Below are 22,089 nucleotides of genomic sequence, written 5' to 3'. Positions count from 1 at the left end.
ATGGCAGGCATCGCGCAGGTCACCCAGGGTGGCCCGAAGACGTTCACACCGGCCGACAACGAGGTGATCCTCGGCGGCAAGCTCGTCGAGGCGCGCACCGGCGGCCGGATCGGCAACGCTGCGGCGGCATCGGTCAAGGTGCTCGGCGTCGCGCTCAATGACGCCGTCGCGCCCGAGGATTTCCCTCCCGCCAACGGCACTGACGCTCTCGGCCGCCCGGTCGTCTCGGCGGTCCCGACCCCGACCACGGTCGCCGTCGCCTACGCCGGTACCGAGGTCAAGGCGCACTACTCGGCGAACGCCGCGTTCGGCGACAAGCTCGTCGCCACTGCCAACGGCACCGTCGCCCCCGCGGGTGCGACCCCCGACGCTCGCACGATCGTCGGGACCTGCACCGAGCCCGCCGGGGTCGTGTTCGCGACCAACCCCCGCGGTCTCATGCGGATCATCTGACCGGCCCACACCCTAGACAGGAGATAAGTCCATGCCCACAACGATTGTGAGTGTCGGGGACGGGTCGCGTTTCACCGTGTCCGACCTGGTCAAGAACCCCCTTTTCGTCCCGACCAAGATGAAGGAACTCCTCGAGAATCAGTTCATCTCCGAGGCGCTGTTCCGCAACGGCGGCAAGAACGACAGCGGCATCGTGAAGTTCCGCGAGGGCGACCCGACGTTCCTCGACGACGACGTGCAGGATGTCGCCGAGTTCGGCGAGATCCCGGTCTCGTCCGGGCAGCTCGGCTTGCCGCGCGTCGTGTTCGCTGTCAAGAAGGCACTCGGCATCCGCGTCTCCAAGGAGATGCAGGACGAGAACGACATCGACGCGGTCAACAAGCAGATGACCGGGCTGAAGAACACTTTCATCCGCGCCAACGATCGCGCTGCTCGTGCGGTGCTCGGCTCGGCCGCAGTCCCGACGATGGCGGTATCGGACCCGTGGGACGACCCGGCCGGGAAGCCGCGCACCGACCTGGCGAAGGCCATCGAGCAGATCGTTACCGCCGCGCCGGACGAGGCGACCGCCGACGAGGCGTACGGGTTCGAGCCCGACACGATCGTCGTCAATCCCGGCCTGCTCGCCACACTGATGGACAACGAGCAGATTCTCAAGGTCTACAACGGCAACGTAGCGGGCGAGTCCATCGCCTACAAGGGCGCGCTGCCCGCCGAGATCATGGGGCTGCGCGTGATCAAGTCGCGCACCGTCGCGCTCGACCGGGTGTTCATCCTCGAGCGCGGCACCATCGGGTTTTACAGCGACACCCGGCCGTTGCAGTTCACCGGGCTGTACCCCGAGGGCAACGGTCCCAACGGTGGCCCGCGCGAGACCTGGCGCTCGGATGCCAGCCACAAGCGCGCGATCGGCCTCGACCAGCCGAAGGCGGGCCTGTGGCTGACGGGACTGGTGACCCCGTGAGCGCGGCCGCCGAGTACATCCTGATCGCGGACCGGTTCGACCAGATCGTCGAGCGCCGCCCGGACCGGTCGCCGCTGCGCGTGATCAAGCACCGTCGCGGCGACATCGTGACGGGGTTGACCGACGCCGAAACCGAGCGGCTGCTGCTCGCGAACGCGATCGCGCCGTACGTCGAGCCCGTGCTCGACGGCGACCATGGCGACGAGGACGACGCAGACGACGAGGACGGCACCGATTCGCCCGACTCGACCGGCGACACCGATGGCGACCAGGGCGACGACAGCACGCCCGACGACGCGGGCGAGGCCACCTCGGTCGAGAAGCCGTCGCGCACTGGTCTGGTCGCGGACTGGCGGGCCTACGCCGTCACGAAAGGCCTCACCGAGGCCGAGGCGGCGGACATGACCCGCGCCGAGTTGATCGCACGGTTCGGCGACTGACATGGCGCTGATCACTGCCGACGACGTCGTGAAAGGTTGGCTCGATCTCGACACCGACCAGCGCGCCGACGCCGAGCTGCTGATCGCCGCTGCCGAGCAGTGGATTCGCGACCCGTCGCGCCGCCCGGACATCTCCGACGACGACCCGATAGGGAAGCGGGTCGTACTCGAGGTCGTCCGGGCGGCACTCGGCCCGCCGGCGGAATTCGCCGGGCACCTCGCCTACGTCGATCGAATGGGCCCGTGGTCGACCGAGGGCACGCTCGCGACACCGGCGGGCACGCTCGTATTCACGGCCGCGCACGCCGACCTGCTCGGTATCAGTCTCGGTCCCGCCCCGCGCTGGTACTTCGGTGACGCCCCGGCGGGTACGGCGTGAGCGTCGCCGTGATCCGCCACCGGGGCGGCGGCAAGGACGACGACGGCAACCCGATCCCGTGGGTCGACCACGCGCTCGAGGCGGTCGAGGTCGAACCGGTCGAGGGCAGCGAGTACGTGCAGCGTGCCCGTGACGGCGAGAGCATCGAGTGCGTCGTCTACTTTCGCCCGGCCGTCGACCTCACCGGCCGCGACGAGCTCACCGTCGAGGGCGAGCGGTACAAGGTCCGCGTCGGGCAGTGGCGTCCGCGCCGCGGCCGGGCATCCCGTGCGGGCACCGTCGCGTACTGCGTGCGAGGGGAGGGCTGACCGATGGCAGATGTGCGAGTCATCCTCAACCGGCCCGAGGTCGGTCTGCTGCTGCGCACGGCATTCGGCCCCGAACTGGAAGCCGTCGCCCGCGTCGTCGTCGCGCACGCCGGACGTCGAGGGCATCCCCGCGACGTTCGGGTGAGCCGGTACACCACCGATCGGCAAGTCATCGCGATCAGCGTCCCGGCATATCGGCAGGCGCGCTACGGCGCACTGACCAAGGCCGCAGCAGCGGCCGGACTCATTGTGCGCGGGACATTGTGACCGGCAAGCCGCTGCGCGTGCCCGCCGATCCGGCACGCGTCGCAAAGGATTACCTCGCGAGCGTCATTCCCGCGCTCGTGCCACCGTCGCCGCTCCCGACGTTCGGCATGATCGTCCCGCCGTCCTGGACAACCGCGAGCGCTCCGCTCGTGGTCGTGTTCGACGACAGCGGCCCCGCGGTGTGGCCGGTGAGCACGTCGCCGCTGCTGCGGGTCACGGTCTGGTCGGCAGGCCGCGATCGCTCTCGCAGGATCGCGGGCGTGTGCCTCGGCGTTCTGCTCGCGCACCGCATTCCCGGAATCGCCACCGTCACCGATCCGACCTTGCTCGTCGAGGACATCGACCCCAATAACCAAGGGTCGATGTGCAGTTTCACCGTGAGGGCACAAGCCCGCACGCTCGCGCTCTGACGCGCGAATTCCGTTAACCGCCTACCCCTTTCGGGTGGGGGACACCTCAAATCCTCACGAAAGGGGATGACGCATGTCTCTGGAACGCAATCCCGACAAAGTCCAGATCTTCGCTGACGCAGCGATTTTCGTCGGCAAGACACTCACTCCGACGATTCCCGCGACCATCGGCGACGAATTCGATGAGACGTGGGACAACTGCGGCATTCTCAACGGCGACGATGGCGTGAAGAATGCCCGCGAGTGGGACACCACCGAGCACTTCGGTTGGGGAATTGGGTTGTACCGCAAGGGATACAAGAACTACAAAGAGTCGCGTGTGTTCACCTGCCTTGAGGCGAACACCACCACTCGGCGCATCGCGCACCCGAACTCAACCGCATCGCAGATCGTCGTCCCGCGCCCCGGTTTCTTCATGCTGGGATTCGAATTCATCAACGACCTCGGCCTGCCCGAGCGGCTGTTCACCGCGCGCCCGGCGCAGTGCTGGATCCCCAACCTCGACCGCAACGAGTCGGACCCGACGAGCCACGAGATCACCGCGGATATCTTCGCGACCGGCGCCGGGCTGCTGTACACGCGCCAGTACACCCCGGTCAACGAAGTGCAGACGACCACCCTGGTCGGCGGCCCGTTCTCTGCGGGCACTTTCACCCTGACCTACATGGGCGCGACCACGACCGGCATCGCCTACAACGCCGCCGCGTCCGCGGTTACTTCCGCGCTCGAGGCGCTGTCCACGATCGGCGCCGGAAACGTGGCCGTGACCGGATCCGCCGGCGGGCCGTACTCGGTGACGCTGCAGGGCGATCTCGCCGGGCAGGAGAACGAGCTGATCGTCGGCTCGGGCTCCGGCCTCACTCCCGCGGGCACCGTGCAGGTGTCCCCGGCCTAAGACGCGGTCGGCCCGGAGTTCTGGCGTGGTTCGCCGGGCCGATCGCTCTCTTACCAACCGCGCCAGCAAGGAGCCACGCCAATGGCCAACATCCCGACAGAGGACGAGATTCGTTCCGCTGCAAAGGAACTCGGGCTCGCGGACGAGAGCGGCAACTACCCCCGGCACCTGCGAAACCGGATCGCTCGCACGATTCAGATCGCCAAGCAGGAACAAGCCACGGCCGCCGATCCGGCCGCCGGGCTGACCGCCGAGCAACTCGCCCAATTCGCCGCCGAGCTCACCACCGCCGGGCCGTTCACCGCCGAGACCAGTACCGCGGTTCTCGTCGAGGCAGCCCGCTACCTACTCGAGACGCAAGGCCTGCGTCTCGCACCGAAGGACGAAGGAGAAACCACGCCATGACCGCACCTCGCAAGACCGCCACCAAGCGCGCCGCCCCCACCCGCCCGGCCGGTGTGAAGGCGCCACAGGATCACCTCAAGCCCGCCGCGCAGCGCGAGGCCGAGGCCGCCGAAGAGCTCGAATTCGAGCACAAGGGCGTCACCTACGTCGGCCCGCCCAACCTCGAGCGGACGAAGGGAGTCGCGAGGGCGATCGATCAGCAGCGCGTCACGGTCGCGCTTGAGCTGCTGCTCAGCAAGGAAGAGTTCCGTAAGTTCCTCGACACCGATCCGTACGACTCCGAGTACGCGGAAATGCTCAACGCCTGGTCTGAGGCTGCAGGCTTCACCGACTTGGGAAACTAACCACCCTGCTGCGGCTGCTGCGCGAAGTACCGGACAAGGTCGAGCGGGATCTGAGCCGCTTTCACCATGTCCGGTACTCCGACCGGTGGCGCTACGACGACGCCGGGGTGCCGCTGCTGACGTTGCGCGAGATATGGGTGCGCGTCGTCGATCTGCCGCCTACGTCGGCTATCGCGGTGCACGAGAACGGCGGCACGCCGCGGTGGGGGATCGCTGAGTACCTGCTCGCTGATATCTGGGGCGCACTGACCGGCCAAGCACACGCCGCGCGTCCGAAATCTGCTGCCCAACGGGCAATGACAGCCACCCGACGCCGTGCCAAGAAGCGCGTCGAGGCGCGATTCGCGCGCCGTAACCGGGTGATCGGCACTGATACCGAGTAGGGGGTGATCCTTTGCCCGCTATGTACGCCGTCCTCGAGGTAATCCCTACCGTCCGAGGCCTCGGCAACGGCGTCGCTCGACAGCTTTCAGCGCCGCTCACGAGCGCCGGGCAGAAGGCGGGCCGCGACGTCGGACTAGCGATCACCTCGGGGATCGGGTCGGCGAACTACGAGGCCACCGGCCGAGCAGCCGGTACCCGGACCGGGGTCGGCCTCAAGGTGACCAGCGCGAAAGCGGGCGGCGACGCCGGGCGCGCAATCGCCTCGGGGATCCGCTCGGCGAACTACGAGAGTGCCGGCCGCGACGCGGCGGGCCGCTTCCGCAAGGGGTTCGTCGCAGGCGGGCACGCGACCGGCCGCGAGGCCGGTCGCGCCATCGCCGATGGCGTGCGCGGCGAGGACTACCAGGCCGCCGGGCGATCGGGTGCTGATCGACTGCGGTCCGGGTTCATGCTGGGAATCAAGGGCATTGGGACCGGCATCGACGTCGCTACCAAGGGCCTGACGCTGTTCGTGGTCAATGCCTCGACGATCGCGACCGGGTTCGGCCTCGCCGCGAAGATGGTGAAGTCGTTCTCGGCCGCGACGTTCATCTCGGCCGTCGCACTGCAGTCGGTCGCGTCGACCGGACTCGCCAAACTCGCTGGCGCACTACGACTTATCGCCGCGATCGCCTCGCGAGTAGCGAAAGAGATCGGACAGATCACCGCGGCGTTCCTCGTGCTGCAGGGCGTCGTGCGGGTGATCGGCTTCATGACCAATTTCGCGAAAAAGCTGGCCAAGATGACAGTCGGCGCCGCCGCCGCAATCGGCGTGATCTCCGGCCTCGCAACGATCATCGGCGGCGCGCTATCTGCGGCGCTCTCCGCTGGCGTCATGGCGCTCGGGTCGTTCGCTGGGGCGGCTGCCGGTATCGCCGGGCCCGCGATCGTCGCGCTCAAGGTCGGACTGAAAGGCCTCAGCGACGGCGCTGCCGAATTCAACAAGCAGTTTTCCGACGCCGACGAGGCGTTTAACAAAATGGTCGGTCAACGCATGGGGCCGATGCTGACCGCCGTCCGGTCGCTGCGTATGGAAATGGTCGACGCTTTTTCTAAGGAGCTGTCTAAGGAATTCGCTGACGGCGCGGGGACGGCATTCAGCCGGATCGGTGCCATGGCGGACACTCTGCGCCCGAAAATGGGTCTGCTGTCTGCGGTCGTCGCGCAGATCGGCTACGAGGTGACCGCGTCCCTTACCGGGCCCGACTCGACGCGTGCGTTCCAGACCATGACGGACGCCTCGACGAATTTCTTCCAGCACCTCAACGCGGGCGAGAACGGACTCGGGCACGTCTCGTCCGGGCTCGTCCAGTTCGCCGCCACCGCGGCAACCACGTTCCAGGATTCCAGCGCTGGCGCGAACGACTTCTTTCTCGGCCTCGGCGACAAGCTGCGCAGCATCACCCCCGAGCAGATCCGCGGCTCGCTGTCCCAGTTCAAGCAGGTATTCGAGAACATCTCGAATGTCGCCGGTCCGCTGCTGCAGCTGTTCTTGCAGATGGGCCGCATTTCGGCGCAGGCGCTCGCGCCCGGATTCGTCGCTATCGGCAACGCGATCCGCGAGGCTACGCCCGCCCTGCTGAATATGGCCTCGATCATCATGCCCGCGATGGGCCGCGTGATGCAGGAGCTCGCCCCGCTTATCCCTCGGCTCGTCGAGGCGTTCACTCCGTGGGCGACGACGCTGGCGATGATCGCGCCCCACCTGGCCTCGCTGGTCGCGAACATGGCGCCGCTCGCCCCGTACCTGCTGCTGATCGCGACGGGTTTCAAGGTGGCCGGCGCCGCGATGCTGCTGTGGAATGCCGCGTCGTTCGCCGGATCGGTCGCACAGGGCGTGTTTGCCGCGGCTACCGGCCGCAGCGCCGCCACGCTGACCGGCAACACGATCGCCCTGGTCGCGCACCGCGCCGCCATGCTCGCCGGTGCCGTCGCCGGGCATATCTTCGGCGCCGCTATGACGGTCGCGACCGGCCCGATCGGCCTGATCATCGTGGCCGTCGCCGCGATCGGCGTTGCGCTCTGGGCTTTCTTTACGAAGACCGAGACCGGCAAGAAACTGTGGGACAAAATTTGGGCCGGGATGAAAGTCGCCGTAGCGGCGACGGTCGATTTCCTGAAAGGAATCTGGCCCGCAATCCAGACCGGCCTACAGTGGGTCGGCGATAAAGCGAACTGGCTGTGGACCTCGGTTTTTCAGCCGGTGTTCAGATTTATCGGCTCGCTGATTTCGCAATGGTGGACCGGAATCGTGCAGCCCGCGTTCGAGGGGCTGAAAACGGTCATCGGAATTGTCGGCGGCGTAATTTCGTGGTGGTGGGGTAGCGTCGTAAGTCCGGCCTTTTCCGGGGCGTCGACGGCGATCTCGTATTTCTGGGAGAACGTGGGCTCGCCCATATTCAATAATTTGAAGACCATTATCGGGCTGGTCGGTGACGCGATTTCCTGGTGGTGGAACGGCATCGTGAGCCCTGCCTTTTCGGCAGCGGGCGCGATGATTTCGTGGTTCTGGGATAGCGTCGGTTCGCCGGTATTCGAGAATTTCAAGACCGGCCTGACCGTCCTCGGTGAATCCTTTTCGTGGTTCAAGGACAGTGTGATCGATCCCGTTTTCAACGGGATCGGAACGGCGATTTCTTTCGCTTGGGATAATGTCGCATCCCCGATCTTCGACAAACTGAAGACGGGAATCGGCCTCGTCGGCGACGCCTTCGGCGCGGCCGGTGGCGTGATCAAGACCATGTGGGGCGGCGTCGCCGATGCCCTGCGCCCGGCCGTGCATTTCCTCGGCAACCTGCTGGCCAAGGTGCCGAGCAGCATCGGCGGATTCGAGATCCCGGGCGCCGGGATCGCGAACGATCTGGGTAACAAGATGTTGTCGTTCCGCAAGGGCGGCCCGGTGTCCGGTGCTGGCACCGGCACGAGCGACAGCATCCTTGCCGCGGTATCGAACGGCGAGTTCGTGGTGCGCGCGCAGTACGCGAAACAGTTCCTCCCGCTGCTCGAGGCGATCAACAACGGGAGGGTGCCCGCGTACGCCAGCGGCGGCCTCGTCGATGTGCAGAACTTCTTGCGCGGCGAGGCGGGCAAGAAGTACCAGTACGGCGGCACGGGCAATCCGAGTTGGGACTGCTCGGGCATCGCGGGCGCCGCGTGGGCGAAGGCGACCGGCAAGCCGACCGGTGCGCGCTACTTCACAACCGACTCGAATTTCAGTTCGCTTGGGTGGCGGTCCGGCCCCGGCGGCGAGGGCGACATCACCATCGGCACCAACGGCGGATCCGGCACGGGCGGGCACATGTCCGGGCGCGCTGGCGATCTGAAATTCGAGTCGTCCGGCACCGATGGCGTCGAGGTCGGCGCCGGTGCACAGGATCCGTCGAGCTTCCCGACTCAGTGGCACTGGCCGGTCGGCGGCAACCCGCTCGGCAGCGGCAACGGCGGCGCGAGCTCGGGCGGCACCGGCGGACTCAGCACCGGCGGCGGCACGGGCGGCGCCGGGGGATCCGGCACGAGCGGCGGCGCGAGTTCGTCGGGCGCTGCCACCTCGCGGCCGTCCGGCACCGCGATCCCGGTGTGGGTCGACAACATGCCCTCGACGCTGAACAGCAGCAGCTCGGCGACGAGCAGCTCGTCGACGGACACCGCCGACTCGTCGACGTCGAGCGTGAGCCCGACCAGCGACACCACGGACGGCACGTTCGACCAGGCCGCCGCGGTGAACGCCGCGTTCTCGAAATTCAACACGTCGATGGCGTCGGCGGGCTCGGACTGGACCAAGGGGCAGAAGTCGAGCATTCCGGGCATTGGCGGCTCTATCGAGGGGATCGAGAAGCAGGTGTCAAACGTGAACATCGTTGTTGCGGACGTCTATTCGGCGGTCGACGCCTGGACTCGCGAGCAAAAGCGCCAGACGGCGGGTAAGTGACATGGGCGTCTACGCGAACGTCGAGCTTCACGGGTGCGATGGGTCGTTCTTCTGTCTGTCGGGCGAGGACGCGGGCAACCAGAAAGTTGTCTTGGCGTCGGGCCCGCAGGGTCTCTACGACGCCCCGGTCAAGGTGTCGATGAAACGCGGCGCTTTCGAGGTTGGCGGGCACCCCACGAAGATCGACCGCCCGCACCGCGAGCTCGATATCTCGCTCGGCGCGTTCTCCGATGACCCGGAGGAGTGGGCCGAGATCGACTCGCGGTTGCGCGGCGCATTCGATTACGAGATCGATCCGTGGGATCCGGCGGCGCACAGTGCGCGGCTCGTGATCAGCACGCCACGCAGCGGCCCGCGCTGGCTCGACGTGCTGCTGCTCGAGTCGCCGATCATGGCGATGGACACCGACCCGTTCGATTACGGTCACTCGCTGCTACCGCTGCGCCTGGTCGCCCCGCAGCCGATGTGGGCACAGGACGATTGGGTCGGCGACGCCGAGCACCCGGCCGGATGGCAGCTCGAGGGTGCCTCGTCCGGCTCGGGCGAGGTGTGGCTGTGCAATCCCACCGATCGCCCGATGGCGCACGAGTGGGTGATCACCGGCGACGGGATCGCGCACCTGCCCGATTTCTCGTGGACCGGGCCGAAGGGCAAGCGCGTCCCCGGTATCGACTTCCGCACTGGGCGCGACGACTCCGGTCGCGTGCTCAACCTCCCGCCGATCGGGGCGATCAACGGGCACGGCGCGACCTGCCGCACGAACAGGATGCGGATCCCGCTCGAGGACAAGACGAACACCAACCTCACGGCGCTCATGGGCGGCAACAGGTTGCTCTACGTGATCCCGCCGTACACCCCATGGACCGCGGTCCCGGTCTCGGCGTCGTCGGTGACCTCGGACGTGTTCGGGATTCTCGCCAAGCAACCGCGGCTCTGGTCGCGGCCGTGGGGATTGGAGCGGTTCTGACATGGCCGTGATGACCGACGACACCCTCGCCGAGTGCCTGGCGATCTGGGAGATCACCGAGGAGCGCGAGCGCCAGCGCCAAGCGCAGCGCCTCGAGCCGCCGGATACGACGATCTACGACGGCGATTTCAACATGATCGGCTGGCTCGACGCCGAGTATCTGGGCGACTTCGAGTGGGTCGAAAACGACACCGGCGCAGGGCAGACCGAGATCCCGTGGTCGCACTACATCGCGCAATGGATCTGGGACGAACACGGGCGATTACAGCGCGGCGAGAAGCGCGACGTTCACATCGTCGTCGAGTGCCGCAACGGTGCGAGATGGTCGGGAAAGCTCGACTCGTGCTCACCCGAGAAGCGCGACGACGGCACGAAAACCCTTGCGGTGCAATGGCTTTCAGACTACGAGACGCTGAAATGGTACACCGTATGGAGTAACGCGGCCCTGCCGAGCATCTTCCAATTTCCAAGGGTTTTCCTCCTGGCCGGGGGCGCGCGCTGGTGCCTCCTTACCGCCCTCCACCTGCAGGTAATGAGGGAACAGCAGAACTGGTGGAGTCTGCCCGACGACCCCCTCGACCCGTCCTCGTGGGTACCGGCGTCCGTGTCCGACTGGTCGGTTGTCGTCAAGCCGCATTCATTCCTCGACGACCTCGAGGACGGCATCTCATGGGCGCTGCTGTCGTCGCGATTCAAGCAGTGGCACAACCTCGCTGGCCCGATCCTCGAGGACGCCGAACTGTCGGTCGTCTGGCGCCGGTACCTCCCGCACCTCGGCGACGAGCAGCCGATCCCCGGACAGACGTTGCGCCCCGGCGCGCTCGTCATCGACATCGCCGACAAGAGCGGCTACTACAGCCAGGGCACGAGCAATGGCGGCTCACTCTGGGATGGGTTGGTGCGCACCGTCGCATCGTTCGTCGGCGACTTCATCGACCCCGTCGTCGAGGAGATTGCCGACATCGACGAACCGCTCTACAAGATCCCCGGGTTCTTCACCACCACCAAGACGACCCCGTATTGCGTCTGGCTCGAGGGCGAAGAGACCGGCATCCAGTCGTCGAAACTGACGCGTTGGCCGTCCAAGGGCGTGCAGGTCTTGTGTGGCGGTCAGTCCATGTACGGCGTGAATGAGGCGATCTCAGCAAGCATCCAGCTAGCTTTTGATCTACTTAGTGCAGCCTTATTTATACCGGCCGTTGGGGGCAGCGTGGATACGCTGCTGGCGCCGCTGTACACCGGGACAGTGCTCGCATGGATGAACGTCAAATCCATTGAGCGAGCGAGTAATTCGGGCTGGGCCGCGTACTTTGAATACTTCCAAGATGGCGCGGACCGCGCCTTCACGCTAGAGAGTCTGCTCGTCCTCCGAGCGGGTTTCTGGGCCACTCGGACGCGGTTCGCAGCCGAGGTGAATGTTGCTGATGGTTCGCCATGGGTGATCGGCGATCAGGGCCTCGGGCATTGCTGGCTCGGCGATCGCGTCGGTTTCGGTCTGCTCGGCGACCGCACCGGCCGCATTCACGTCGACCGGATCCGCTCAATCCGGTTGCGCTACAGCGATTCCGAGCCAATGAGTTGGATCCCGATTATCGGCGACAACAGCGCCGACAAGGATCCGGCCGTGCGAGCGATCGAGCGGCTCGAGGGCGCTTTCAGTGCGTTGCACGACCTCGGCGTCTTCGGCTGAATCCAAAACCACGCCAACAGGATTGGAGGCTGTCGTGTCTCAGTTCGTCTACGTTCACATACCGGCCGCGTCACCGAAGTGTCGGGGCAAGCCTGTCGACCTCGGGTACGGCGGCGCGATCGACCGCACGCCCCGCATGGCGCTGCGCCTGATCGTCGGCGAGGTCGCGCAGTACGACGAGTGCGAGGACGAGTGCGACGAAACCTCGCACGTCCCCGTTCGATACCGGGGTCGCGTCGCCGCCGCCCCGCTGCGCGCGATTCGGCCGATCCTGTGAGCGACGAGACCGCGCCCCCTCAGGCACCCGGCGCTGACCTGCCGCCCCCGCAGCGGCGCATGTGCCCGGTCTGCGGCACGCGCCGGTGCCCGTGCCAGTACTGCCACACCGCGTGCGGGATCGATCACTCGCCGTGGCTGCCGACCGGAACGTTCCCCACGGTCGCGCTGTGCAATCCGAACTGCCCCGACGAGGCATTTTTGCCGTTTCTCGTGGGCCTGCCGGGTATGCGCGGCGCGGCGATGGCGATCCCGATCTCGGGCCTACGGCAATGGTCGGTCCGGCTGTGGAACGGCGGCGCCCGGCGCGTCGCCACACAGGTCGAGTTCTACTGGCCACCCCCGGCCGGTGAGCTCAATCCGATGTTCGCCGCAGGTGATTGGAAGCCCGAGGCGCCCCCCGACGACCTGCCAACCGGGGTCGATATCAACGCGCTGTCGGGCGTGATGCAGAGCGAGCTCAAGAGGCAGTTCGACGAGCGCGAGGCCGAGGCCGCGCGCCCGCCCGAGGTCATTCGCGCGTCGGTCTCGCGAATCACCCGATTCGACCCCGCCGAGCACACCGTCGTCGAGGTGCTCGCCCACCTACGCACCGCGAGCGACGCCGAAGTGCGGCGCGTGATCGCGCTTGAGGCCGAGGGCAGCAAACGGGCCGGAGTTCTCAAGCGTCACAAGGAGGTATGACCATGTCCGAGAGAATCCTCGACTACGCCTACTCGGTGCAGGAAACGGGTTGGTGGTGCGGGCCCGCAAGCACTCAGATTGCGCTCACCGCCCGCGGGATCCACGTGCCCGAGCGCGAGCTCGTCGACGAGCTCGAGTTCCTCGAGGACACCCCGTGGGACGACCAGGACGGTACCGACTCGATCGAGCAGGTGACCACGGTCCTTGCCCGTCGCACCGAACAGCCGTACGTCACCGTGCAGATCCCGAGCGATCCACCCTCGGGCGCGCAGGTCGGGCGGCTCTGGGATGACGTGGTGGGCTCGATCGACGGCGGCAACGCGATCGTCGCGAACATCGTCGCCGTGCCGGGTAATCGCCCGCCCGGCTATCCGGCGCAGACGATCTACCACTACGTCACGGTTGTCGGCTACAACGCCGACACGAGCTCGGTCCTCGTCGCCGATCCGGCACGGTTCGGCGGGAACGAGAGCTACTGGCTCACCGTGCACAAGCTCGCGACCCTCATCGCGCCGAAGGGCTACAGCGCCGCACCGACCGCCGGGGATGAGTCCGACGCCGCGGTGTGGGCCGACGTGCTGACCCAGTTCGTAGGGGGTGCGTGATGCCGAGGTGGGGCGTAGACATCTCCGGTTGGCAGGCCGGGATCGACCTCGGTCGCGTCGAGGCCGAGAGCTTCGAGGCCGTGATCGTCAAGGCCACCGAGGGCAGCGAATACACGAGCCCGGAGTACGCCGAGCAAAAGGCCGGCGCCACGCGCGCAGGCCTGCGATTCATGGCCTATCACTACATTCTCGCCAGCGTGCCCGCCGTCGAGCAGGTCGACCGGTTCGCCGCCGTCGAGCCGGACCGGTCGGTGCCGGTGATGCTCGACCATGAGAACAGGTCGGGTGGCGTCGACGTGCTGCGCGCCGTGCACGCCGAGTTCGTGCGCCGCGGCTACACCGTCGCCCTGATCTACATTCCGCGCTGGTACTGGCAGAAGATCGGCAGCCCTGATCTGTCCGGCCTGCCGCCGCTCATGGCCTCGGCCTACGGCACCGACCAGCCCGGCTACGCGAGCGCGCTGTACCCGGGCAACAACGCGGACGGGTGGGCGCCCTACGGCGGCAACGTGGTCGCGATCCTGCAGTTCACTCAGCGCGCTCATGTGGCCGGTCGCCAGATCGACGCATGGGCATTCCGCGGCAGCGCTGACGAGCTCGCCGCACTGTTCACCGCAACCCCGAAGGAGTCCACGATGTCCGAAGCGCAGGCAGTAGCAACCCAAATGGTCGGCCCCAACTGGCAGGGTTTCGAGATCCTCGGCAGGGCGGTCGAGACCGACCCCGAGCGAGATCGGTACCTGACCGAGGCCGTCGCCGCAATCCTGTCTCAGCTCGCGGGCGGCCCCAATTTCGAGGGCTGGCCCCAGCTCGGCGACGGCGAGAACAGCGAGACCCCGGCCCGGACCCTCGTCGACGGCATCGCGCACGTGATGCGGCAGAACGAGCAGATCCTCAAGGCGCTCGGGGGGCGGGCATGACCACCGAAAGGCGATCCATGAATCCGCTCACCTACCGCCCCACGCAGGTCGCAAAGGCACTGGTCGCCGTGCTCACCAGCGTGGTGGCGCTGCTCGGCCTGGCCGCCGCGACCTTCGGTGAGGGAACGCTCGCCACTGTCGGCACATGGGCCGCCGCGGCGGCAGTGTTCCTGACTCCGATCCTGGTCTTTCTCAAGAAGGCCGAGCCGTGGATCGGGATGCTCGACGGCATTTTCCCGGGTGCCGGCGAGCAGCACATCGAGGACTGAGCAGGTAACGGGGTTGGCGCAGGTGTGGGAGGCGGTGAGGCGACGTGGACGAGAACGGCCTACTCGTGAAGGTGCTCGCGTTTATCGCGGTGATGGCCAGTGTCGGGTGGTTCATTTGTTTCGTCGCCGTCCCGATTTTTCAGCAGGACTACAAGCCGCCACCGGAGGTCGCCGTCGTGCTGACGGCGGCGATCACCGCGATCAGTGGCCTGCTCGGCGGCGTGTACTTCAAGGCGAAGCGGGCCGCCGACGAGGACGACAAGGACGGTCCCTCAGATGGTGATGCAGATGATCGGTAACTACTGGCTCGCTGTGCTGATCGGCTTAGCGATCGGCAGCGCTGTCACCGCGTCCGGGATGTACGTCCTCGGGTTCCGCAGGGTGCACCGTGGCGGGCGCACCCTGCTGGTACCCGAGATCGACCGGAGGCCGATCGGTGTCCGGTGGCGGGGGTTCCGCGCCCGCCTCGCTGCCCTCGACCCTCGTCGACCGAGGGCGTTCGTGGCGCTCGTCATTCTGATGGCGCTGGCGGTGATGGGCGGGCTCGTGCAGAACACGGCGTTCACGTACCACCAGCGCGATTGCAATGCTGATTTCCAGAGCACGAGCTTGGAATTGCGGCGCATCGCTGCCGAGGATAGGGCGCTCGAGGCACTCGACGACCAGCTGCGAAACGAGCGCGACGACGCGATGACGCTGATGATCGAGACCCTGCTGTCGCCGCCGGCACCAGGGCAGCGAGTCGACGCGGTCGCAGCGCTGAACACCTACCGCTCGACGGCTCATGCAATCGATGTCCGGCGCGATCAGCTCACCGCCGAGCGTGCTGAACTCGAACGGCAGCGACGAGCGCAGCCCGCCCCGGAACGGCGGTGTTGAGGTGACTCAACCAGACGGCGCGAATCCCGGCGGCGCGAAGAACCCGACACACCCCGGCGCCTTCTACGAGTGGCAGCACGAGACCGAGGCCTCGATCTACAACAAGCAGAAAGCGCCGATCGTCGGGTCGACGGGCAGCGCGACCCGGGCGCAGCAGGACATCGCCGCCACCGATGGCAATGTCATTCCTAGCGGTAGCGGTCTGTGGAACAGCTTCACCCGCAACGCTGACGCGACCTTTCCTCGGATCATGCTCGAGCCGCTGGCCGACCGCACCGGCGGTGGCGGGTCTGGCGAGGGTGCGCATTCGCACTCGATCACCTTCGATGATCCGCCCGACTATGTCCCGGCGGGTGGTGGGGCGAACCTCCTCGAGCTCGGATTCATCGAGACGACGAAAGACCGGCGGTACCAGCGGGTTACGTTCGGCACCGGCAACAGCGTGACGCACCTCGGGATCACCGCGATGTATGCCTGCGCCTATCTGATGGATCCGAGCACGGGCAACCTGAACCTTATGGCCGCCACGGGCAACATCACGACGCTCGTCGCCGACACCAATCGCGAATACACGTTCGAATTCCCGGCGCCTGTCGACGCGCTCAAGTCGGATATCTGGGCAGTCGGAAACTTGCAGGTCACTACCGGTTTGCAGAACTGCAAGAGCATCCTCGCGAAACCCGTCTGGGCAATGTCGGCCCCGCCCGGTTTCAAGCCCGCCGCGCTGTACGCCTACGCCGGTCCATACACCTCGCCGCCGTCGTCGATCGCATACGGCTCGTTGACGTTCGGTTCGTCGTTTGTTCCTTACTACGCCCTGAGCTAGGAGGCTGTGATGCCGATCGGATGGCGCCCGATTCAGGACAACATCGACTTGAGCAATGGCGATTTCATCGTCGAGCGCACACACCCCGGCGGGCCGCTCCCACCCGGCACAACGGCCGAGATTGTTTGGGCCATCTCGCCGACGCCGATCACGTGGCCGGCGACCGTCGAGGGCGCCGTCGTCTCGTGGCTTGTGCAGCAGGCCGAGGTCGCGCTCATCCCGGCCGGGACGCCTTTTGCGATGTGGATCCACTACCCGAACGCCGAGACCAGCGGCGTTGACGATTACGAATGGATCAAGGGCGTAGCGCGCCGGTGATCCCTTGAGTAACAAGGAGGTTCGGAAATGGCAGCAACTACCGCCGAAAGGAACGCGCACGCCGAGTACTGGGCGTCACGCGGCAACACATTCTCCGCGCACACCGGCGACCCCGGCGCGGCTGGCACCTCGAACGAGGTAGTCGGCGGCGGGTACTCGAGACAGAACACGACCTGGCCCGGATCGGCGACCGGCGGCACGATCGCCGGATCTCAGCTGACGTTCCCGGTGCCCGGTGGTACCAACGTGACCCACCTCGGCCGATGGAACGGGTCGACCTACCTCGGCTCGATCGACTCGCCCGACGCCTCGGTGAGTCCCGCCGGCGAAATCAAGCCCACCCCGAGTTACACCTACTCGGGCGACTAGATGCGCTGGCCGGGCTCTGACGCGCAGGTCGTCGAGTTCCCGGGCCCGGACGCGCACGAGGCTCGGTTTCCCGGACCCGACCGCAGCGTCGTTTTGTGGCCGACTCCGCCGACGTTCGCGATTGTCGTTGTCGCCGAGGCGTTCGGCGTCGGCACGGCGACCGCGACGGTATCGGCCGTGTCGTTGCCTGTCGCCGCGGCGAGCGGTTCGGGCGTCGGTGCTGCCAGCGTCGCGACCGCAGTCGAGATCGACGCGCCCGCGGCCGGTAGTGGGGCGGCAACGGCGGCCTACCTTCCGTCCGAGGTCGACGCGGCGGCGGCCGGGACCGGCACGGCGTCGGCGTCGGTGATCTCTCGTGTCGCTGTCGTTGCCAGTGCGGCCGGTGCGGGTGCGGCCTCGGCCACTGTCCAGCACGCGGCGATCGTTGCGGCCTCGGCAGTTGGGTCCGGTATCGCGGCTGCCTCGACAACCGCGCGCGTGTCGGTCGCAGCAGCCGCGGCGGGTAGCGGTGCAGCCTCGGCGACTGTTGCTGTCGGCTACCGGTACTCCGACGATTTCAACCGCGCCGATAATGCGTCGCTGGGCGCCAACTGGCGCGTCGATCGCAACGGCTCACCGCGGATCTCGACTAATCGCGCGCAGATGAAGACCATGAGCAGCGGCGGGCGGCAAGGCTGCTGGGCGAGTCGCCAGGGCGAGGGCACCCAAGACAGCCGATTCGCAACCGACAACTACTCGGTCGAGGTGCAGTTCATCGCACCGATCGGCAACCTCGCATCCGACAACATGACCGGCGTCATTCTCGCTGTCGCCGACACGTTCGGCGCCGGGGTCATGTGCTATTTCGTGGCGACCACCGCGAACGGCTGCGCGATCTATACCCAGAGCGGCCTACCGCCGACAACGGGTATCTCGACCGGGCAGACCGGCCAGACGCAGCGCGCGGTTACGGCGACCAACGCCGCCGTAACCGACCTGTTCCGATTCCAGCGCGTCGGAAACGTTTTCACGCTGTACCGCAATGGATCGAGCTTTCTCAGCTGGACCGACGCCAGCAACGTCGTCTCGTCCGGCGCAACAAACCGCCGGTGGGGCATGTTCTTCGAGGGCAACACGGTCGTTTTCCCGGCGGCCGACTACCGCAGCCCTGCTATCGACGCGATCACCGAAGCCCGCGACCTGTAGCAGTGCCCGAAACGAAAGCGCCCCCGCCGATTCGGCGGGGGCGCTTTCGCGCGTCCGGGGCAGGAGAGGTCAACGACCGCCGAGCCCGTTCTTTTTCAGCCACGCATCCACCGACGCCGCCGCTCCCTGCTTGTCCAGCGTCGGCCAATTCATCTGCAAGAGCTGAACCACGATGAGCATTCTCGCGTCGTCCGCGCTCGACCGGCCAGCCGCGGCGGCGCCCGAGCCCTCGATATTCTTCAGATCCTTCATGATCCCCATATGGCGTCCCTACCTATCCGACCAGTGCCAGCGCGGCAACGGTTCTCGTGATGCGGGCACGCTACGCCCCGGCAATGAGGTACGCGCGCCGAATTGACGGACGGACCTCACTCCGTTGACCGGATCAGGATTTCATCACGAACGACACGGCGAACCGCACCTCGCCGGGCCCCTCCGACGTACCGAACGCGCACATCGCGCGCCACGTATACGGGGTGTCGAGCGCGAGATCCTTGACGGTCGAGTGCCATTTGTAATCGGCCGGTACCGCGTCGTGCCGGTCGTGATAATTCGAGACGCCGTCGACCGAGGCGACACACGACATCGTGTTACCGGCGATGATCGCCTGCACATCGGGCGCGAGGACGAGCGTCCAGAACAGCCGGTTACTGAATCCGGTGTCGCTGGCGTAGGCGACGTCACCGGTCCACGTGCCGTGCTTCTTGTAGACGGCGGACTGATTGCCGTGCGTGAAAGTGACGATCTCGGGGACTTGCGCGCCCGCCGGGCCGAGGTCGAGAACCGCGGCTAGGGCGATGAGTGCTGTTGCGAGGACGGACGTACGTGTTCTGCTCGACATGTGAACTTTCCTTGAGGTGTCCAGTCGATCACGACGTCGACCGGCAGCCCCTCGCGTACCTCCGCGTAGCGAAGCCCGTCGAGGTTGGAGACGTGAAACCAGCAGTACGTACCGTCGTCGGTCAACAGCACGCCGGTGCCGTTAGTCGCCTTCCAGCGGTACACAGTTGCGGCGACCACGGTCGTCTCCTCGGGTTGGCTGCGCGGATGAGTACATGATCGCGCGAATTCATGAATCTGTGCGTGAGGCGGCCCCGGCCGCCGACCTCCCCCTATCGTGTGGCGGCTAGTTCCAGGCGGATCGCGGGAGCGTGACGCGCGGTGTGACGACGTCACATGCCAACGTGATCACGCGTTCTTTCCCGTCGAGGTGACTGAGCGCGGGGACGATTACCGCGGCGACGGCGTACTCGAGCACGGTGAAAACGGTGAGCACGGTCGGCATCTCGGTGTTCGCGTCGACCGTGAGGATTCCGCGCAGCTCGTATCCGCGCTCATCCGCGACTGAGTGAATCGTCGCCGCGTCGGCGGCCGGGTTGCGGGTGACGGATGTGCGCACCAGACCAATCGCCTTCAACGGTGCCACCCGGGCCGGTCGTCGACCCACACCACCGGCCCCGCGATCGTGCCGTCATAGATGCGTGTCCACAGCCTGTCGCGCGCGACGCGGTGACGACGCCGCACCTCGGCTGCGTCGGCGAAAGAGACGAGCGGCGGACGCAGGAACGGCGACCCATCCGGCGACCACGCTCGGATACACGCCAGCGACCAACCGGACCACCGACCGACCTCGATATCGGCCGATGGCACCCACACGCGCTCGCTCCATCGCCAGTCGAGGAGTTGCTGATACGGCGTGCCGGACAGCATCGCGAAAGCCCCGAGGCTGTAGTAACGCCGAATTCCAGCGTCGCGAGAGTCGGGCCGGGGGAGGGCTATGGCAGCGCTCGTCACTGTGACACCTCGGTATCGGTGACGGCGACCGGGTCGACGTCGACGACAGCGAACTGTCCGATCGCGGCGAGTGCCGCCTCGGCGTCGTCCTCGGCGTACTCGAGTTCGTCGAGCGTGGTGAGTGCCGCGACGGGCCACTGAATCCCGTAGGCATCGACGACCCACAAAGAGCCGTCGTCGCGTTGCATCCACGCTGCGGGCCGCGGTTCGTGGCCGCCGTCGAGTTCGTCGAGGCGGGCAAGCTCGGCGTTCATCCGAGGTTCTTCGAATTGCGCGGATCCGGCACGACGTGCCCGGCCTCGACGAGTACCTTTTGCGCGGCGCGCTTGCGGGCGCAGGCATTGACCGGGCAACCGGCGTGCCGTTGCATCGCGCGGTGCGCCTCGTCTGTCGAGAATTCCCTGTCGGGTGCCTCGTGCGGCCAATTGAGCGGGTACACCGAGCGATTGAGAAGTTCGTCCTCGGCGGCGATGAATGCTGCCACTTCTGGTGATGCGGCCATGGGTTCCCCCGGCAGGCGGTAGAGGTTTGGGTTCCACCGCCGCCAGCGATTCGGGGATCAACTGGCGGCGGCGTTGGCCTAAGACTCCGCTGCTGGGGTGTCCTGTGTCACTGACAGTTTCGGTTCGCGTCGATCGAAACCGTCAGTTTCGGGTCATACTTCGAGGTGAACGAGGTCGGCGAGCTCGCGCATTTCCTCGGTGAGAGTGCGACGCCGGTCGATCATGGCGCCGACGATGTCGCGCGAATAGCGTTGCTGCACGATCCATTCCGGCGCAGCAGCGGCGAGCGAGTTCAACTCGCCCATCGCGTCGCCCCAGTTGCCGAGCTGCGTGTGCGCATTGGCAACGTCGAGGCGATGCCGCAGACGACCGGCAGCACCCGGCAGCAGATCCGCCGCCGGCGTCCGCTCGGCGATGGTGAGCGCGAGCCGCGGCTGCTCAGTGAGCGCAGCGGCCTCGACGGCGACGTGCTCGACCGTGATCGGCCCGAACTGTCGTGTCGTCGACGCCTCAGTGAGAACCTCGCGACCGATCCGGCTCGCGGCAGCACGGGCGAGGCCGATCGCGTCCTCGTACTCGTGCTGTCGGTTGTCGCGCACAGCGATCGTGGCGACGAAAAGCCACAACCGACCCCATGCTGCAAGCTGCCCGAGCGAGGCTCGCGAGAACTTCGGTTCGATTCGGTCCGCCCACTCAAGCGCGAGCGCCCGCGCCGGGTCGAGGTGACCCTGTCGCAGCTCGCCCCATACGCGCGTTGCGACCGCAGCGGCGGCCGTGGTCTCGTCGTCGGCGGCCTCGATCGCCTGGTCGAGCACGAGCGCGGCGTCGTCCCACTGTCTGTTTTGTGTGAGCAGCCACCCCACCATCCCGAGCGAGTGCGAGCGCAGGCCGCGGTCGTCGATCGCTGCCGAGGCGCGCAGCAGCGAGGGCACGTCTGCGGCCATCGCCTCATAGTTGTGCGCGGCCATCTCGCTCTGTAGGCGCAGCAGCTCGGCACGCACCTCGGCGGCGGTCGCCGGGTCGCCGTCTGCCTCGGGCGGCGCTGCGAGCGCGTGCCGCACCGGTTCCCATATGTCGAGCGTCGCCGTGTCGGCGGGCTCGGCGTCGCCCTGGCCGCCCTGCAGGATGGTCGTGGTGACCCCAGAGCCGAGCCCCTTTGCCAGCTTGCGCAGCGTCGCGAGACGCGGGTTGCGGCAGGATGGATCGCGGTTCTCGAGTTTGGTGATGTACGAGAGCGACAGCCCGGACGCCCCGGCGAGGTCGAGCTGCGAGAGGCGGCGACGTTTGCGGATCGCGAGGACGCGGTCGGCGAGGTCGCGGTCGGTATGATCGGGCACTGAGTCCTCCGGTGTCGAGGAGTCCGCACCCCCGGCGGCTGCAACCGTGCGGGGGTCTTTCGTTCCTACGGTACGCGTTGGGCCGTGTGGGATCTCGTGGACGGCGTCCACGAAACGGCCTATTGTGAATCCCGACCAGTCCCGACGAGATCCCCACGAATCCCGACGAACCGCAGGACATGAGCGCAACGGCCACCGTTGTCGCAGGTAGAAAGGGTGCCGGACTGGGGTTCGATTCCCCTAGGCTCCAC

32 protein-coding genes are annotated in these 22,089 nt (G+C 66.9%); 25 read left to right on the top strand and 7 right to left on the bottom strand.

The window, feature by feature from the left end; all coding sequences use genetic code 11:
* The 25 genes from ACFWUR_RS28000 to ACFWUR_RS27880 all read left to right on the top strand — a co-directional run bounded on the left by ACFWUR_RS28000 (position 1) and on the right by ACFWUR_RS27880 (position 18,204).
* The gene (locus ACFWUR_RS28000) at positions 1-453 is read left to right on the top strand and encodes a hypothetical protein (protein ID WP_378910795.1); all 453 of its coding nucleotides are present in this window, start codon (positions 1-3) and stop codon (positions 451-453) included.
* A gap of 31 nt (positions 454-484) precedes the next feature.
* On the top strand, positions 485-1,417 hold the full coding sequence (locus tag ACFWUR_RS27995; protein WP_378910794.1) for a hypothetical protein: 933 nt from the start codon (positions 485-487) through the stop codon (positions 1,415-1,417).
* Positions 1,390-1,857: a hypothetical protein gene (locus ACFWUR_RS27990; protein ID WP_378910793.1), complete on the top strand. Its 468-nt coding sequence runs from the start codon at positions 1,390-1,392 to the stop codon at positions 1,855-1,857. The genes ACFWUR_RS27995 and ACFWUR_RS27990 overlap by 28 nt, the downstream gene beginning before the upstream one ends.
* Position 1,858: 1 nt before the next feature.
* Positions 1,859-2,236 carry a hypothetical protein gene (locus ACFWUR_RS27985; protein ID WP_378910792.1) on the top strand — a complete coding sequence of 126 codons (378 nt, stop codon included), beginning with the start codon at positions 1,859-1,861 and terminating at the stop codon, positions 2,234-2,236.
* The gene (locus ACFWUR_RS27980) at positions 2,233-2,544 is read left to right on the top strand and encodes a head-tail adaptor protein (protein ID WP_378910791.1); all 312 of its coding nucleotides are present in this window, start codon (positions 2,233-2,235) and stop codon (positions 2,542-2,544) included. Before ACFWUR_RS27985 ends, ACFWUR_RS27980 begins: the two co-directional genes overlap by 4 nt.
* Positions 2,545-2,547: 3 nt before the next feature.
* Complete coding sequence (locus ACFWUR_RS27975) at positions 2,548-2,811, top strand: hypothetical protein (protein WP_378910790.1); 264 nt, start codon at positions 2,548-2,550, stop codon at positions 2,809-2,811.
* Complete coding sequence (locus ACFWUR_RS27970) at positions 2,808-3,221, top strand: hypothetical protein (RefSeq protein WP_378910789.1); 414 nt, start codon at positions 2,808-2,810, stop codon at positions 3,219-3,221. Before ACFWUR_RS27975 ends, ACFWUR_RS27970 begins: the two co-directional genes overlap by 4 nt.
* A 73-nt stretch (positions 3,222-3,294) precedes the next feature.
* Positions 3,295-4,116 (top strand): hypothetical protein, encoded by an 822-nt coding sequence (locus tag ACFWUR_RS27965; RefSeq protein ID WP_378910788.1) that lies wholly within the window; start codon positions 3,295-3,297, stop codon positions 4,114-4,116.
* A gap of 81 nt (positions 4,117-4,197) precedes the next feature.
* Entirely contained in the window at positions 4,198-4,521 is a 324-nt protein-coding gene (locus tag ACFWUR_RS27960; protein WP_378910786.1) for a hypothetical protein, read from the top strand.
* Positions 4,518-4,865, top strand: coding sequence for a hypothetical protein (locus ACFWUR_RS27955; protein WP_378910785.1), 348 nt, complete (start codon positions 4,518-4,520; stop codon positions 4,863-4,865). The genes ACFWUR_RS27960 and ACFWUR_RS27955 overlap by 4 nt, the downstream gene beginning before the upstream one ends.
* A gap of 107 nt (positions 4,866-4,972) precedes the next feature.
* A complete protein-coding gene (locus ACFWUR_RS27950) occupies positions 4,973-5,248 on the top strand; it encodes a hypothetical protein (protein WP_378910783.1) in 276 nt (91 codons plus the stop codon).
* A 20-nt stretch (positions 5,249-5,268) separates the two neighbouring features.
* Positions 5,269-9,216, top strand: coding sequence for a hypothetical protein (locus ACFWUR_RS27945; RefSeq protein WP_378910780.1), 3,948 nt, complete (start codon positions 5,269-5,271; stop codon positions 9,214-9,216).
* A gap of 1 nt (position 9,217) precedes the next feature.
* Positions 9,218-10,183: a hypothetical protein gene (locus ACFWUR_RS27940; protein WP_378910778.1), complete on the top strand. Its 966-nt coding sequence runs from the start codon at positions 9,218-9,220 to the stop codon at positions 10,181-10,183.
* 10 nt (positions 10,184-10,193) lie between these two features.
* On the top strand, positions 10,194-11,873 hold the full coding sequence (locus ACFWUR_RS27935) for a phage tail protein (protein WP_378910777.1): 1,680 nt from the start codon (positions 10,194-10,196) through the stop codon (positions 11,871-11,873).
* Positions 11,874-11,907: 34 nt separating this feature from the next.
* Complete coding sequence (locus ACFWUR_RS27930; RefSeq protein WP_378910776.1) at positions 11,908-12,150, top strand: hypothetical protein; 243 nt, start codon at positions 11,908-11,910, stop codon at positions 12,148-12,150.
* Positions 12,147-12,833 (top strand): DUF2744 domain-containing protein, encoded by a 687-nt coding sequence (locus tag ACFWUR_RS27925; protein ID WP_378910775.1) that lies wholly within the window; start codon positions 12,147-12,149, stop codon positions 12,831-12,833. The genes ACFWUR_RS27930 and ACFWUR_RS27925 overlap by 4 nt, the downstream gene beginning before the upstream one ends.
* A gap of 2 nt (positions 12,834-12,835) precedes the next feature.
* Entirely contained in the window at positions 12,836-13,438 is a 603-nt protein-coding gene (locus tag ACFWUR_RS27920; protein WP_378910773.1) for a C39 family peptidase, read from the top strand.
* Positions 13,438-14,358, top strand: coding sequence for a glycoside hydrolase family 25 protein (locus tag ACFWUR_RS27915; RefSeq protein WP_378910772.1), 921 nt, complete (start codon positions 13,438-13,440; stop codon positions 14,356-14,358). Before ACFWUR_RS27920 ends, ACFWUR_RS27915 begins: the two co-directional genes overlap by 1 nt.
* Positions 14,355-14,627 (top strand): hypothetical protein, encoded by a 273-nt coding sequence (locus ACFWUR_RS27910; RefSeq protein WP_378910770.1) that lies wholly within the window; start codon positions 14,355-14,357, stop codon positions 14,625-14,627. The genes ACFWUR_RS27915 and ACFWUR_RS27910 overlap by 4 nt, the downstream gene beginning before the upstream one ends.
* Positions 14,628-14,671: 44 nt before the next feature.
* On the top strand, positions 14,672-14,926 hold the full coding sequence (locus ACFWUR_RS27905) for a hypothetical protein (protein ID WP_378910769.1): 255 nt from the start codon (positions 14,672-14,674) through the stop codon (positions 14,924-14,926).
* Positions 14,904-15,506 carry a hypothetical protein gene (locus tag ACFWUR_RS27900; protein WP_378910767.1) on the top strand — a complete coding sequence of 201 codons (603 nt, stop codon included), beginning with the start codon at positions 14,904-14,906 and terminating at the stop codon, positions 15,504-15,506. The genes ACFWUR_RS27905 and ACFWUR_RS27900 overlap by 23 nt, the downstream gene beginning before the upstream one ends.
* Entirely contained in the window at positions 15,421-16,332 is a 912-nt protein-coding gene (locus ACFWUR_RS27895) for a hypothetical protein (RefSeq protein ID WP_378910766.1), read from the top strand. Before ACFWUR_RS27900 ends, ACFWUR_RS27895 begins: the two co-directional genes overlap by 86 nt.
* Before the next feature lie 9 nt (positions 16,333-16,341).
* Entirely contained in the window at positions 16,342-16,650 is a 309-nt protein-coding gene (locus ACFWUR_RS27890) for a hypothetical protein (RefSeq protein ID WP_378910764.1), read from the top strand.
* A 27-nt stretch (positions 16,651-16,677) separates the two neighbouring features.
* The gene (locus ACFWUR_RS27885; protein WP_378910763.1) at positions 16,678-17,019 is read left to right on the top strand and encodes a hypothetical protein; all 342 of its coding nucleotides are present in this window, start codon (positions 16,678-16,680) and stop codon (positions 17,017-17,019) included.
* A 477-nt stretch (positions 17,020-17,496) separates the two neighbouring features.
* Positions 17,497-18,204: a hypothetical protein gene (locus ACFWUR_RS27880; RefSeq protein ID WP_378910761.1), complete on the top strand. Its 708-nt coding sequence runs from the start codon at positions 17,497-17,499 to the stop codon at positions 18,202-18,204.
* A 69-nt stretch (positions 18,205-18,273) separates the two neighbouring features.
* On the opposite strand, the gene ACFWUR_RS27875 is transcribed toward ACFWUR_RS27880, so the two are convergent.
* The 7 genes from ACFWUR_RS27875 to ACFWUR_RS27845 form a co-directional block, all read right to left on the bottom strand.
* Entirely contained in the window at positions 18,274-18,465 is a 192-nt protein-coding gene (locus ACFWUR_RS27875) for a hypothetical protein (protein ID WP_378910759.1), read from the bottom strand.
* 124 nt (positions 18,466-18,589) lie between these two features.
* Positions 18,590-19,045: a hypothetical protein gene (locus tag ACFWUR_RS27870; protein ID WP_378910757.1), complete on the bottom strand. Its 456-nt coding sequence runs from the start codon at positions 19,043-19,045 to the stop codon at positions 18,590-18,592.
* A 285-nt stretch (positions 19,046-19,330) separates the two neighbouring features.
* Complete coding sequence (locus ACFWUR_RS27865; protein WP_378910756.1) at positions 19,331-19,603, bottom strand: hypothetical protein; 273 nt, start codon at positions 19,601-19,603, stop codon at positions 19,331-19,333.
* A 14-nt stretch (positions 19,604-19,617) separates the two neighbouring features.
* Complete coding sequence (locus ACFWUR_RS27860) at positions 19,618-19,998, bottom strand: hypothetical protein (protein ID WP_378910755.1); 381 nt, start codon at positions 19,996-19,998, stop codon at positions 19,618-19,620.
* Positions 19,995-20,252: a hypothetical protein gene (locus ACFWUR_RS27855; protein WP_378910753.1), complete on the bottom strand. Its 258-nt coding sequence runs from the start codon at positions 20,250-20,252 to the stop codon at positions 19,995-19,997. Before ACFWUR_RS27855 ends, ACFWUR_RS27860 begins: the two co-directional genes overlap by 4 nt.
* The gene (locus ACFWUR_RS27850) at positions 20,249-20,500 is read right to left on the bottom strand and encodes a hypothetical protein (protein ID WP_378910751.1); all 252 of its coding nucleotides are present in this window, start codon (positions 20,498-20,500) and stop codon (positions 20,249-20,251) included. The genes ACFWUR_RS27855 and ACFWUR_RS27850 overlap by 4 nt, the downstream gene beginning before the upstream one ends.
* Before the next feature lie 153 nt (positions 20,501-20,653).
* Complete coding sequence (locus ACFWUR_RS27845; RefSeq protein ID WP_378910750.1) at positions 20,654-21,949, bottom strand: helix-turn-helix domain-containing protein; 1,296 nt, start codon at positions 21,947-21,949, stop codon at positions 20,654-20,656.
* Between the last annotated feature and the right edge of the window lie 140 nt (positions 21,950-22,089).

The sequence above is a fragment of the Nocardia sp. NPDC058633 genome (assembly GCF_042717045.1).
GTDB lineage: Bacteria > Actinomycetota > Actinomycetes > Mycobacteriales > Mycobacteriaceae > Nocardia.
The sequence above is the reverse complement of the archived record's forward strand: the minus strand, read 5'-3'. Positions and strand labels throughout refer to the sequence as shown.